The sequence below is a fragment of the Xanthomarina sp. F1114 genome, from assembly GCF_026410255.1.
Taxonomy (GTDB): domain Bacteria; phylum Bacteroidota; class Bacteroidia; order Flavobacteriales; family Flavobacteriaceae; genus Xanthomarina.
This window is the reverse complement of sequence record NZ_JAPMLL010000007.1, coordinates 71,063-84,281: the sequence shown is the minus strand read 5'-3', so window position 1 is coordinate 84,281 and position 13,219 is coordinate 71,063. Positions and strand designations below refer to the sequence as shown.

Here is a 13,219-nt window from a genome sequence, read left to right as displayed (position 1 = left end):
CAAGCGATAACGCCATCAATTTAATAAAGCAAGGATAGAATTGATGGTTTTATCTCTGTGATAAAAAGCTAAACAAAACATACCTTATGAAAACAACTCCCGAACATAATCAGCGTATCGCAAAAATGACATTTGCTTCGGTTTACCCACACTATATCAGCAAAGTAGAAAAGAAAGGCCGAACAAAAGACGAACTACATCAGGTAATTGAATGGCTTACTGGTTTTAATGAAAACAAACTACAAGAATTTATAGCGGATAAAATAACATTCGAAACATTCTTTCAAAAAGCAAATTTACATCCAAATGCGACTCTTATTAAAGGAGTAATTTGTGGTTACCGAATTGAAGAAATCGAAACTCCCTTGACACGACAAGTTAGATATTTAGATAAGTTGGTGGACGAATTAGCAAAAGGTCGTAAAATGGAAAAGATTTTACGAGTTACTTAATTCAAAAGTATATATTGATAATTAATCCTAATCTTCAGTATATGTGGTGTCCTGGAGACTTTAATTATTTGTACTCTACAATCAGGTAAACAGAAGTGGTATTTCCCACATTAACCACTTCATGCGTACTTACCTGGTCTTTACTCCAAGATACTCCTGCTTTAACTTCTTTGGTTTCGGTACCATCGGCATCTGTAATTTGAAAAGTACCACCTTCTAAGGTATAACCAAAATGTGGTTGATGTTCGTGTTTCTCATGTCCTACTCCTGGAGGAAAAGTACATTTTAAAACACGTATTTTAGTATCTTCATGAAGAACCTCGCAAACGCTTTCACCTTTCCAACCAGCTTCTAAGGGGTCTGGTAGTTTTGATTCTTCATTACAGGATAAAAATAACACGGAGACAACTAAATAAAGTAATTTTTTCATTATTATATTCCACCTATATGGAAATTGATTTTACAAATTAATTCATAATTCTTACTACCATCTCTTTAAGCAAATCTCCTTGCTTAACAGCGTTCGATCCTACGCCTTTTCCCTTTACATCAAACTCTCTTAAAATAGCTATAACACCACTAACTTTTCTCATGGGATAATTTTTTGAAGCCGTAATATAATCGTTAACAAAATAGGGGTTAATTTTTAAGGCTGAAGCTACGCTTCTAGGCGATTTATCTGTTAAACCATGTAGATACAACAGTTTAGAGAAAAAATTATACAGTAAAGCCACAGTTACTATCATGGGATTATCTTTTGGGTTTTCGCCAAAATATTTAATTATCTGATTTGCTTTTAAGACATTTCTAGAGCCCACGGCATTTTGCAACTCAAAATTATTATAATCTTTACTAATACCAATATTCTCTTCTATATGCTCAGGAGTAATCTGGGTGCCTTCGGGAAGTACTATTTTCAATTTATCCAGTTCGTTAGCAATTTTACTTAAATCTGTTCCTAAAAACTCGATTAACATATGTGATGCTTTGGGCGAAATGCTATAGTTTTGTCCAGATAATACTCTGCGAATCCAATCGCCTACCTGGTTATCATAAAGCTTCTTACTCTCGAAGACAACTCCAGACTTCTTAATTGTTTTATAGAGTTTTTTACGCTTATCAATGGTTTTATATTTATAATTAAAAACCAGAATGGTTGTAGGTTGCGGATTTTCGGCGTAAGACACCAAATTTTCAATAGTTCTTGATAAATCTTGCGCTTCTTTAACAACTACTACTTGATATTCGGCCATCATAGGATAGCGCTTGGCATGCCCAACAATATCATCAATATTTACATCTCTTCCATATAAAACCATTTGGTTAAAACCTTTCTCGTCTTCTGAAAGCACATTGGCTTCAATGTATTTTGAAATATTATCTATATAATAAGGCTCCTCTCCCATTAAAAAATAAATAGGTCGGAATTTCCTGTTTTTTATATCTGTTATTATTTGTTTGACTTCTTCCAAATCTCAAAAAATTCTCTGTTTACCGATAGGTAAGTAAATTAAAATAATACAAAATCCAAAATAAGCTATGGATATTTGGTTTTTGACGAATGTAACTTAACTTTGAAAAAAATCTATCTGTCTTGATGCAAGAGCTCCATTTTCCGAAGTTTCCATTTCGTTTCAAAAATAACGAAAATAAAATATCTATATTCGATAGTGTTCGGAAAAAATTTGTGATTTTACAACCAGAAGAATGGGTTAGGCAGCATTGCGTTCAATACCTTATTCTGGAGAAAAATTACCCTCAATCTTTAATCAATGTAGAAAAAGAATTAAAAGTAAATGGATTGAAAAAACGTTACGATATTGTGGTTTTTAATCCTGACGGTTCCATATATCTTATTGTTGAATGCAAAGCTCCACAAATAAAGATAAACCAGGATGTTTTTGATCAGGTTGCACGTTATAACCTGGCTTTAAATGCAACTTTTCTTATGGTTACCAACGGATTAAATCATTATTATTGTCAGATGGATTTTGAAAACGAACGATATCAGTTTTTAAAAGACATTCCAGATTATATTAAAAATGAATAAAACTGTTACTTTTGGGTTTGGAATATTAGGGGTTTTATTTTTTATAATTGCCAGTATTTTAGGAGGATTCCAATTTGATAATTACAGCCATATTCAACAATATATTAGTGAAACCTATGCTATTAATGCACCCTATGGAATTTATTTGAGAGTTTTTGGTTTTATACCTAGCGGTATTTTTATCATCCTTTTTTCTTTTTCTGCATTAAAGCTACTTCCTGAAAACAAATTATTAAAGCTAGGACTTGTAGGTTTTGCCTTTCTGTATGGTTTGGGAAATATTCTTGTTAGTATTTTTCCATGCGATATTGGATGTAATAAAGAATTAATAAATCCGAGTGTATCACAAATAATACATACAATTTCTGGCGGTATAACTTATACGCTTGTCCCTTTCTGTTTAATTTTAATTGGTTGGGCTGCACGAACTTGGACAGATGGAAAAAACATCATGTTATTATCCTTTATTTGTGGAATAATTAGCTTTATTTTTAGTTTACTTATTTCTGGCAATCCAACAGGTTATTATATTGGTTTATTCCAAAGGATAATTGAAGGCTCTGTTTTAATTTGGATAACTACCTTTGCCTTTTATATTAAAAATCAACACTAGACTATTGAAAACAGCCATTGTTATATTAAACTGGAACGGAAAAAAATTACTTGAAGAGTTTTTACCTTCTGTTATTAAATATTCAGAAAATGCGTCCATTTATGTAGCCGATAATGCTTCTACAGACAATTCTGTTCAATTTGTCAAACGGCATTTCCCAGAAATAAAAATTATTCAGAATACCGAAAACGGAGGTTATGCTAAAGGTTATAATGAAGCTTTAAAGCAGGTTGATGAAGATATTTATTGTTTATTAAATAGCGATGTGGAAGTAACTAAAAATTGGCTCACACCAATACTAGATACATTTAAGAGCAGACCTGAAACAGCCATCATCCAACCTAAAATTTTAGATTATAAGAATAGAACAGCTTTTGAATATGCTGGTGCAGCTGGCGGTTTTATAGATAAATATGGATATCCTTTTTGCAGAGGACGTATTTTTAATACTATTGAAGAAGATACAGGACAATTTAATGATACTACAAATATCTTTTGGGCATCTGGTGCCTGTTTTTTTGTAAGAAAGACCGTGTTTCAAACTTTAAACGGTTTTGATGAGTCGTTTTTTGCTCATATGGAGGAAATAGATTTCTGCTGGCGTGCTTTTAATTTAGGGTATCTAACTACTTATGTGGGTACATCAACTATCTATCATGTTGGAGGTGCAACCTTGGAAAATACCAATCCAAAAAAAACCTATCTTAACTTTAGAAATAGTTTGTTTACCCTAGTAAAGAACGCCGGAGGAAATATCTTCCTTTTAGTGTTTACACGACTTATTTTGGATGGTTTGGCTGCATTAAAATTTCTTTTTGAATTCAAACTGTCGCATATCTTTGCTATTATTAAAGCTCATTTTAGTTTCTACATGCATTTACCTAAATTATTAAGGCAAAGAAAAGAACTAAAACAGCTTGGAAATTACTATAAAAACACCTCAATAGTTTGGACATACTTTGTAAATAAGTCTAAGACTTTCAATTGTTTATAAAACTGTTAAAATTTTTGTTAATTCGTACGTAAACTCACATTCTTTTGTATAATTTTGGTATGTTAATTAAGAACATCTAAAAACTGAAATTTATTATGAAAAAAACAATGATGATAGGCGTAATGGGTCTACTTCTATTAGGATCATGTGTGTCTAAAAAAGAGTATACTGCGTTAGAAGCTAAACAAAAAGAAACTCAAGACTTATTAAATACTGCAACTGTAAAACTTAATTCTTGTCTAGAGGAAAGAGCATCTGCAACAGCTAGAGCAAAAGTTTTAGAAGAACAAGTAGCAGATTTACGTAAAAGTAACGACAACTTAACAATATTATCTTCAAAAGGTGCTAGTAATGTTGAGAAAACTCTAGAAAGTATTAGAGAAAAAGAACTTAAAATTACACGTTTACAAGATGCCTTAACTCAAAAGGACAGTGTAACACTTGCTTTAGTTACAAGTTTAAAACGTGAAGTTGGAATTAACGATCCGGACATTGAAATTAATGTTGAAAAAGGAGTTGTATTTATCTCAATTGCAGACAAATTATTATTCCAAAGTGGTAGCTATCATGTAACTACAAGAGCTAAAGAAGTATTAGCTAAAGTTGCAAAAGTAGTTAACAGTAAACCAGATTTCGAATGTATGGTTGAAGGTCATACAGACAGCGTTCCTTACCATAAACCACCATTATTAGACAACTGGGATTTAAGTGTTAAACGTTCTACTTCTATTATTAGAGTTTTACAAGATTTAGATGTAAACCCTGCACAGTTAATTGCTGCTGGACGTAGTCACTATGTTCCTTTAGTAGAAAACAATTCTGCAGAAAACAGAGCTAAAAACAGACGTACACGTATTGTTGTAATGCCAAAAATCGATCAGTTCTATGACATGATTGAAAAAGAAATGAAGAATCTTGAAGCTGGTAACAATTAATCAGTTTTAAATTTAAAATACAAAAGCTCAATCTTAAGATTGAGCTTTTTTTTATATATTATTTTAAAAATTTAAAAAATGTCTAAACTTCCTTTTCCTTCTCTTATAATTACTGGTTCACCTTCAGATAAATCAACAACTGTAGAGGCGTGATTATCCCCATAACCTGCATCAATAACCAGATCTACTAGGTGATTCCATTTTTCATAAATTAATTCCGGATCTGTCGTGTATTCTAAAACTTCGTCTTCATCATGAATGGAAGTTGAAATAATAGGATTTCCTAGTTGCTTTATAATTTCAATAGCTATTTTATTATCCGGCACACGTATTCCCACTGTTTTTTTCTTTTTAAAAGGATGTGGTAAAGATTTAGCTCCCGGAAGAATAAAGGTATATGGACCTGGAAGTGCTCTTTTTAAAATTTTAAAAACCGAGGTATCAATTTGTTTCACATAATCGCTAAGATTACTTAAATCTTCACAAATAAATGAAAAGTTAGAGTTCTCCAATTTCACATTTTTAATTCTGGCAACACGTTCTAATGCTTTTACATTATTAATATCACACCCTAAACCATATACGGTATCCGTTGGATAAATTATCAATCCACCAGCTTTCAGAACCTTAATAACCTTAGCTATTTCTTTTGGATTCGGGTTCTCTTCATATATTTTTATAAACTCAGCCATACTATCGGTCTTAAAAATTCGTTATCTTATGCAAGATAATTAATTATATTGTTTATGAAACATATTAGATTCTACTTATTTATTAGCGTGCTTATTGTCTCTTTTAATTCTTGTTCTACGGACGATAGTAATACTTTAAATGAAGTTTCACTAGACTCTACGGAATACTATCAGGAATTTAACGTTTCTTACGGTTCTGATAGCGACCAAGTATTCGATATTTATTTACCTGCCAATAGAAATTTAGATACTAACATTATGATATTAGTTCATGGTGGAGGCTGGAATGCTGGTGATAAAAACGACATGAACGACGTTAGAGATTACCTTAGAAATGAGTTTCCAGACATGGGAATTGTAAATATAAATTACAGACTTGCAGATGAAAATAACCTGCCTTATCCAATGCAATTGGACGATATTACCTCTGTTATAAATCACTTAAAATACAATCAAAACTATTATGTTATTGACGATGATTTTGGTTTTGTAGGCGTAAGCGCTGGAGCACATTTAGCCTTATTATGGAGCTATGCTTTTGACACCAATAGTGATATTGAGATGGTATGTAGTATAGTTGGACCAACAAACCTAACAGATCCGGCTTATTTAAACAATTCAGATCCTATGTTACAAGCCTTACTGGATTTATTTGGTGAAGACGCCTCTATAGAATTTCTCGAAGAAGCAAGTCCATACCACAGAGTAACTGACACCGCTCCTCCAACTATTTTATTTTATGGAGGTCAGGATCCTTTAATTCCAACTTCGCAAGGAACAGATATGAGAGATAAATTAGAAACTCTAGGGGTTCCACATCAATTTACCTTATATCCAAATGCTGGTCATGGGTGGATTGGACCAGATTTATTTGATACAATAACCAAACTAAAAGTCTTTATTGAAACGTATTTTGATTAAGAATATCTTAGAAAGATCGTAGAAACAAAAAATCCTCGAAGAGAATACTTCGAGGATTTTTTGTTTATCCTATAACTTCAAGCTTGGCAAAACGAAGCAATAATTTTTTTACGCCTCCTTTATCAAACTTTATCTCGGCTTTTGTATCACTTCCAACACCGTCAATTTTTACGACTTCTCCTTTTCCAAAACGCATGTGTTCTACCATATTACCCACAGCTAACTTGCCATCGAACAAATTGGTACCTCCACTAGATTTACTCACAGGTTTTAAGTTTTTTGGAGTAGAAATAACTACTTTATCTGAAGGTTTCTCTTGGGTAGGCTTCTTTTTCTTAAAGTCTGGCTGAACAGGTTTCTTAAAGCGAATTTTATTAGCTTGAGCTCGTCGTTTTGTTTCGGGAATATCATCTCCAAAAATATCAGCATCCAACATTGGATTAAAACGTCTTTCCTCTATTGGAGTAATAATATCCAAATATTGTTCGTCTATTTCCTGGATAAATCGACTAGGTTCTGCGTCTATTAATTTCCCCCAACGGTAACGTGTTAAAGCATAGGTTAAATAAGCTTGTTTCTCGGCTCTTGTTAATGCCACATAAAATAACCGTCGCTCCTCCTCTAGTTCACTTCGCGTATTCATACTCATGGCACTTGGAAATAAATCTTCTTCCAAACCAACAATATATACATACGGAAATTCTAGACCTTTTGCCAAGTGAATAGTCATTAAAGCCACATGGTCTGCATCGCCTTTATCTGCATCCAAATCGGTTGCTAGAGCTACATCTTCAAGAAACTCAGCTAAAGATGCGGTCGCATCAGCAATTTCCTTTTGACCTTCCACAAAATCTTTCATCCCGTTTAAAAGCTCCTCAATATTTTCCATTTTGGCAACGCCTTCTGGAGTGCCATCTTTATTGAGTTCTCTAATTAATCCACTAGCTTTTGTAACGTGTTCCGCAAGTTCAAAAACATTTGCTGTTTGGTTTAAAATCTGATAACTTTCAATTTGAGTTACAAAGTTTTTAAGCTTGTTTTTGGTACCAGAATTAATATTAATTTCAATTTTATCAATGTTTTGAATAACTTCAAAAATTGAACGGTTATAACCATTAGCAGCTACAATTAATCTATCTAAGGTAGTTTGTCCAATTCCTCTTGCCGGATAATTAATAATTCGTTTTAAGGCTTCTTCGTCTGCTGGATTAATAATTAAACGTAAATACGAAAGCACGTCTTTTATTTCTTTTCGTTGATAAAACGATAGACCTCCATAAATTCTATAAGGAATATCACGTTTTCGCAAAGCATCCTCTATGGCACGAGATTGAGCATTGGTGCGATATAATACGGCAAAATCGCTGTTTGGTAACTGATTTTCCATTTTATTTTCGAAAATAGAACTTGCTACAAAACGTCCTTCATCTCCATCGGTTAGAGAGCGGTTCACTTTTATCTTGGCTCCTTCATCGTTAGCAGTCCAAACAATCTTTTCTAATTTAGTCTGGTTTTTATCGATAATGGAATTGGCTGCATTTACTATATTTTTTGTTGAACGGTAGTTTTGCTCTAATCGGAATAATTTTACATCGTCATAATCCTTTTGGAAATTTAGAATATTATTGATGTTGGCTCCACGAAAGGCATAAATACTTTGAGCGTCGTCTCCTACCACACAAATATTTTGAAATCTATCTGAAAGTGCTCTAACAATTAAGTACTGACTGTGGTTTGTATCCTGATACTCGTCTACCAGTATATAACGGAACCTATCTTGATACTTAGCCAACACATCTGGAAAACGCGTTAGAAGCTCGTTAGTTTTTAATAATAAATCGTCAAAATCCATGGCTCCTGCCTTAAAACATCTATCGACATAATTCTCGTAGATTTCTCCCATTTTTGGTCGCCTGGCCATGGCATCGGCTTCTTTAAGCTCAGGGTTTTGCTTGTAGGCTTTTACAGTAATTAAATTGTTTTTATATGAAGAAATTCTGGAACGAATTTGTTTGTATTTATATATATCCTTATCCAAATTCATTTCTTTGATTATGGCAGAAATTAATCGGTCGGAGTCCTGAGTGTCATAAATTGTGAAATTACTAGGATACCCCAATCGATCACCTTCAATACGCAAGATTTTAGCAAAAACCGAGTGAAAGGTTCCCATCCATAGGTTTTTTGCTTCGCTATTACCCACAATGGAAGAAATTCGTTCTTTCATTTCGCGAGCTGCTTTATTGGTAAATGTTAGCGATAAAATATTAAAAGAATCAACCCCCTGACTCATTAAATAGGCAATTCTATAGGTTAACACTCTAGTTTTTCCAGATCCTGCTCCTGCAATAACAATCATAGGGCCATCCTTTTGAAGGGTTGGTGCTAATTGTGCTTCGTTTAACTGACTTAAATACTTCTCCAATTCTCTTTCATTTAAAGGGATAAAAATAACCATTGTTAAGGTCTTTCTCCTTTAGATTTATGAATAATTATAAACAATTTGAAAGTTATATTAAGTCCTAAGAATCACTTAGATTTTAATACAACTATTTTTCAAAAATAAAACGGAATTAAATCTCTAATATTTAATACTGAAGGAAACTATAAATCACTAAGTATATGACTTAAACATCTATTGTTTACAAATTAAAACGTCATGGCTTTTAAAAGTCCTGCTCGCGTACTTATCCAGATAAAATTAAATACTGATTGTGTTTTTTGACGTTCTATATTAGTTTTTGTCACTTCCTTAAAAATATCGTCACCAGATTGACTGTTTGTAGAGACGAAAATATTAATTACATCGGATAGGAATTTATTTTTTTCCTTTCCATCCTCTTGGAGCGCTATAATATCGAAAGCTTTATATTTCACTTTAAAATCTATGTCCGAAAGATCGTCAGTACCTGAAATGGTAAAATAGGTTTTATCTAATTGACCTTCTACACGAACGTTTAAATTAGACTTAGTGAAACTATTTAAATAGCTTGCTTGGAGCTCTCCCATTTCTGCACGAAATTCGAATAAATCTGAAGGATTGTTAACATCAAATGTCCAAACAACATGTAATGGAGTCTGCTCCATAAAAAGTGTATTAATATTAAGAACTGTTTTTGTAGGTTCTAAATAGGTATTACTAACTTGGCTAAAATCTCCGTTAAAGTCTGCAAAAGAAACTAGGCCTGCTTTTTTATCTGCTTTAACCTTTTCTTCGTACGAAATAAAACCTTCATGAATTTTGATGTTTTCTACAGTTAAATCAAAATTTAAGTCTCGGAGCATTTTACTATACAATGGCTTTATTGATTCGTCATCTGCAACAAGTTTATCTCGATAAACTTTAAAAACAGGCTGATAAAAATCTATCTGTTTAGTTAAAAAATGCAATTTAGAATTAGATGCAGTTTCTAACAGAGGTTTTTTTATTGTTAAAGAATCGATATTTAAATTATAATGATCTCGTTCTACAGGAATAATTTGCGATAAGTTCTCCCTGGAATATTTAGTAAGCATGCTAACGTCTGTTAGCTTTGTTAATTTATCATTTACTTTAGCACTTTTAATTCTTACATTTTCATATGTGCCCATTTGCGCAAAAAATGATGTAAAAGACATATGATAATTCTTAAAATCTATGGGGATTTTATGCTTTTTTGTACTCTTATTATAAACAATTTTTTCTAGCTTTAAATCAATGTTTTCAGTTTGAAGTTTCAAAGAATCTGTTTCAAAATCCAACACTCTTATCTGTCCTTTATCTAAGTTGAATTCTTTAATATTAATATCTTTATCAAAAGAACCCGATTGAGAAAACTTATATTCTTCTTCTGGAATTAAAGGATTGTGATAATAAGTGACTTTTGGTTTTTCTAAACTTATTTCTTCTATTGAAATTAAATTATTAGCCAAAACCCCCCAATACCCTAATCCAGACACAGAAAGCTTCTCGAGTTGGACAATACCATTTGGTTTATCTACAGTTTTTCCAGAATTAGTAAGATGTACATTTGTTATTTCCAGATTAGCTCTTAGCAAACTGATAGTTAAATCGCTATAAGTTAACTCTACCGTATCTGGTAATTTATTAGTTAAAAAGCTCTCTATTTTAGATTTTACTATGTATTGCGTAATAAAATATCCGGCAATGAGAACAAATAGAACGCTTCCGGCAATAATTACAGTTTTTCGTTTTTCTTGAGTCATTTCATAAAGATATCCATTTTTTTCCTATATATTTTAAATATATTTACCCTAAAATTTATAAATATGGATGCTATTTTCAGTTTTTTAAGTCAGATCTCTTGGTGGATGTGGATTATAATTATCCTCTTAATCATTGCTATTCGAGATGTATTTATACAAAAACGGCATACCATTAGCCATAATTTTCCTATAGTTGGGCATTTTAGATATATGTTAGAGAAAATTGGGCCAGAACTAAGACAATATTTGGTTGCTAACAATAGAGAAGAGCTACCTTTTAATAGAATTGAAAGAGGATGGATTTACGCCTCTGCAAAAAAAGAAAATAATTACGAAGGCTTTGGAACGGATAGAGATATTTATGCGCATCAGCATATTTTTGTTAATAATGCTATGATGCCTTATAAGTTAGCTCCAGACCACCCAAATAGCATAGATCATAGCTTTATGCCATGTGCAAAAGTGATGGGCCTTTATAATAAGCGTAAAAAACCCTTTAGACCAGCATCTATAATTAATGTGTCGGCTATGAGTTTTGGATCTTTATCCGCCCGAGCAATTGAGTCGTTAAATAAAGGTGTTAAAATGGCCGACGCCTATCACAATACTGGAGAAGGCGGATTATCTCCTTACCATAGTCATGGTGGAGATGTTGTTTTTCAAATTGGAACAGGTTACTTTGGTGTTAGAGACGAGCATGGAAATTTTTCTATGGATAAAATGATAGCCTTAGTAAATAAAAATCCTTTTGTAAGAGCAATTGAAATCAAACTGTCTCAAGGAGCAAAACCCGGAAAAGGTGGTGTATTACCTGCAGCAAAAATAACTCAAGAAATTTCAGATATTCGTCATGTGCCCTTAGGGAAAGATGTTATTTCTCCTCCATATCACACCGCTTTTTCGAATGTTCAGGAACTCATGGCTTTTGTTGAAGAAGTAGCAGAAGCCACTGGTTTACCGGTAGGTGTTAAAGCAGCCATTGGAAAACTAAACCAATGGAAAGAAATGGCTAGTATTATGCAAGAAACCGGAAAAGGACCTGATTTTATTTCAGTAGATGGTGGCGAAGGTGGAACTGGTGCTGCTCCTCCTAGTTTTGCGGATCATGTATCTTTACCATGGGTTTATGGTTTTACCGACTTGTATAAAATATTTAAAGACAAAGATCTTTGCGATCGTATTGTATTTATTGGAAGTGCTAAATTAGGTTTTCCAGCAAAAGCTGCAATGGCCTTTGCTATGGGTGCCGACTGTATAAATGTGGCTCGTGAAGCCATGATGAGTATTGGCTGTATTCAGGCTCAAGTTTGTCACACAAATCGTTGTCCGAGTGGTGTTGCCACGCAAAATAAATGGTTACAAAGTGGAATAGATCCAACCTTGAAATCTGTTAGACTAGCTCAATATTTTAAAACTTTTAGAAAAGAGTTTTTAGAAATTACACATGCTTCTGGATATGAACATCCTTGTCAATATAAAATGAATGATATTAGTGTTAATGTAGATGATAAAAGCTTATCAAAAGAATTAGATAGCACCTATATGTACCATAAAGTACCTGTTCCATTTACTTCTGTACAAGATTTAAAAGATTGCAAATATTTGGGCGGATTTAAGACTAACTAAAAGTAATCTCGCATTCAAAAATTATAGGGTAAGAGGCAATTTATAACTTGAACATGCCTTATTTTAAGAAGAGCATTTTTAATTAATAGAAAATATGCTTTTCATTCTGCAAAGGGATAATTTGTGCTAAAACAAAAATAACTTATGTTTGTATTATTAAAATACAACCCTTAATAACTTACACTACTTATGGAGTCTGAAAGAATTATTGACTTATTTATGTTTGCTATTCCCACACTAATTACTGGTTTAATAGCTTATTTCTTTTTTAAAGAACATACAAAAAACGAAGATGGTAGAAGACGCTTTTTACTACACAAAGACATGCAGGTAAACGCCATGCCATTAAGACTCCAAGCCTATGAACGTATGGCTTTATTTCTAGAACGAATTACTCCATCTAAATTACTGATAAGAATAAACCCAACATCCTCAAGCAAAGAAGATTACGAAAGCTTACTTATAGCTTCCATAGAACAGGAATTTGAACATAATTTATCCCAACAGATTTATATAAGTGATGATTGTTGGAACGTTATTACGGCTGCAAAAAATGCAACTATTCAGCTTATTAGAAAAGCAGGGATGTTAGAGAAAACAGACTCTGCAAATAAACTTAGAGAAGTTATTTTAACTGAAATGATGGAAAAAAGAGCACCTAGCGATGCTGCTTTATCTTTTATTAAAGACGAAGTTAGCCAGATGTGGTAAAAACCATTGGGTCAGTAGT

Annotated in this window: 13 protein-coding genes; 8 read left to right on the top strand and 5 right to left on the bottom strand. The window is 32.7% G+C overall.

The window, feature by feature from the left end:
- The first annotated feature begins 86 nt into the window (after positions 1–86).
- Positions 87–452, top strand: coding sequence for a DUF2200 domain-containing protein (locus OS188_RS07230; protein WP_267148155.1), 366 nt, complete (start codon positions 87–89; stop codon positions 450–452).
- A gap of 64 nt (positions 453–516) precedes the next feature.
- Here the strand turns inward: OS188_RS07230 and OS188_RS07225 are convergent, their stop codons facing one another.
- Positions 517–882: a cupin domain-containing protein gene (locus tag OS188_RS07225; protein WP_267148154.1), complete on the bottom strand. Its 366-nt coding sequence runs from the start codon at positions 880–882 to the stop codon at positions 517–519.
- Between the two features lie 37 nt (positions 883–919).
- Positions 920–1,924: a DNA polymerase III subunit delta gene (gene holA / locus OS188_RS07220; RefSeq protein ID WP_267148153.1), complete on the bottom strand. Its 1,005-nt coding sequence runs from the start codon at positions 1,922–1,924 to the stop codon at positions 920–922.
- Positions 1,925–2,049: 125 nt separating this feature from the next.
- Between holA and OS188_RS07215 the strand changes: the two genes are divergently transcribed.
- From OS188_RS07215 to OS188_RS07200, 4 genes are all read left to right on the top strand, one after another.
- Positions 2,050–2,502: a type I restriction enzyme HsdR N-terminal domain-containing protein gene (locus OS188_RS07215; RefSeq protein ID WP_267148233.1), complete on the top strand. Its 453-nt coding sequence runs from the start codon at positions 2,050–2,052 to the stop codon at positions 2,500–2,502.
- Positions 2,495–3,115, top strand: a complete 621-nt coding sequence (locus OS188_RS07210) for a DUF998 domain-containing protein (RefSeq protein WP_267148152.1) — start codon at positions 2,495–2,497, stop codon at positions 3,113–3,115. The genes OS188_RS07215 and OS188_RS07210 overlap by 8 nt, the downstream gene beginning before the upstream one ends.
- A gap of 4 nt (positions 3,116–3,119) precedes the next feature.
- Positions 3,120–4,109, top strand: a complete 990-nt coding sequence (locus OS188_RS07205) for a glycosyltransferase family 2 protein (RefSeq protein WP_267148151.1) — start codon at positions 3,120–3,122, stop codon at positions 4,107–4,109.
- A gap of 95 nt (positions 4,110–4,204) precedes the next feature.
- Positions 4,205–5,044 carry an OmpA family protein gene (locus OS188_RS07200; RefSeq protein WP_267148150.1) on the top strand — a complete coding sequence of 280 codons (840 nt, stop codon included), beginning with the start codon at positions 4,205–4,207 and terminating at the stop codon, positions 5,042–5,044.
- Between the two features lie 71 nt (positions 5,045–5,115).
- Here OS188_RS07200 and OS188_RS07195 read toward each other — a convergent pair whose 3' ends face one another.
- Complete coding sequence (locus tag OS188_RS07195; protein ID WP_267148149.1) at positions 5,116–5,736, bottom strand: L-threonylcarbamoyladenylate synthase; 621 nt, start codon at positions 5,734–5,736, stop codon at positions 5,116–5,118.
- A 54-nt stretch (positions 5,737–5,790) separates the two neighbouring features.
- Between OS188_RS07195 and OS188_RS07190 the strand changes: the two genes are divergently transcribed.
- Positions 5,791–6,657 (top strand): alpha/beta hydrolase, encoded by an 867-nt coding sequence (locus OS188_RS07190; protein ID WP_267148148.1) that lies wholly within the window; start codon positions 5,791–5,793, stop codon positions 6,655–6,657.
- A gap of 64 nt (positions 6,658–6,721) precedes the next feature.
- Here OS188_RS07190 and OS188_RS07185 read toward each other — a convergent pair whose 3' ends face one another.
- Together OS188_RS07185 and OS188_RS07180 are read right to left on the bottom strand one after the other, a co-directional pair.
- A complete protein-coding gene (locus OS188_RS07185; RefSeq protein WP_267148232.1) occupies positions 6,722–9,082 on the bottom strand; it encodes an ATP-dependent helicase in 2,361 nt (786 codons plus the stop codon).
- 224 nt (positions 9,083–9,306) lie between these two features.
- A complete protein-coding gene (locus OS188_RS07180; RefSeq protein WP_267148147.1) occupies positions 9,307–10,863 on the bottom strand; it encodes an AsmA family protein in 1,557 nt (518 codons plus the stop codon).
- 63 nt (positions 10,864–10,926) lie between these two features.
- Here OS188_RS07180 and OS188_RS07175 point away from each other — a divergent pair, with 63 nt between their 5' ends.
- Positions 10,927–12,489 carry an FMN-binding glutamate synthase family protein gene (locus OS188_RS07175; RefSeq protein WP_267148146.1) on the top strand — a complete coding sequence of 521 codons (1,563 nt, stop codon included), beginning with the start codon at positions 10,927–10,929 and terminating at the stop codon, positions 12,487–12,489.
- A gap of 189 nt (positions 12,490–12,678) precedes the next feature.
- Complete coding sequence (locus OS188_RS07170) at positions 12,679–13,200, top strand: DUF7935 family protein (RefSeq protein WP_267148145.1); 522 nt, start codon at positions 12,679–12,681, stop codon at positions 13,198–13,200.
- Positions 13,201–13,219 lie beyond the last annotated feature (19 nt).

Bases quoted from the DNA above. Each gene is read 5' to 3' on its own strand.
- OS188_RS07170 (WP_267148145.1), top strand. From the start codon at position 12,679: ATGGAGTCTGAAAGAATTATTGACTTATTTATGTTTGCTATTCCCACA.
- OS188_RS07230 (WP_267148155.1), top strand. From the start codon at position 87: ATGAAAACAACTCCCGAACATAATCAGCGTATCGCAAAAATGACATTT.
- OS188_RS07210 (WP_267148152.1), top strand. From the start codon at position 2,495: ATGAATAAAACTGTTACTTTTGGGTTTGGAATATTAGGGGTTTTATTT.
- OS188_RS07225 (WP_267148154.1), bottom strand. From the start codon at position 882: ATGAAAAAATTACTTTATTTAGTTGTCTCCGTGTTATTTTTATCCTGT.
- OS188_RS07190 (WP_267148148.1), top strand. From the start codon at position 5,791: ATGAAACATATTAGATTCTACTTATTTATTAGCGTGCTTATTGTCTCT.
- OS188_RS07180 (WP_267148147.1), bottom strand. From the start codon at position 10,863: ATGACTCAAGAAAAACGAAAAACTGTAATTATTGCCGGAAGCGTTCTA.
- OS188_RS07215 (WP_267148233.1), top strand. From the start codon at position 2,050: ATGCAAGAGCTCCATTTTCCGAAGTTTCCATTTCGTTTCAAAAATAAC.
- OS188_RS07195 (WP_267148149.1), bottom strand. From the start codon at position 5,736: ATGGCTGAGTTTATAAAAATATATGAAGAGAACCCGAATCCAAAAGAA.
- OS188_RS07200 (WP_267148150.1), top strand. From the start codon at position 4,205: ATGAAAAAAACAATGATGATAGGCGTAATGGGTCTACTTCTATTAGGA.
- OS188_RS07175 (WP_267148146.1), top strand. From the start codon at position 10,927: ATGGATGCTATTTTCAGTTTTTTAAGTCAGATCTCTTGGTGGATGTGG.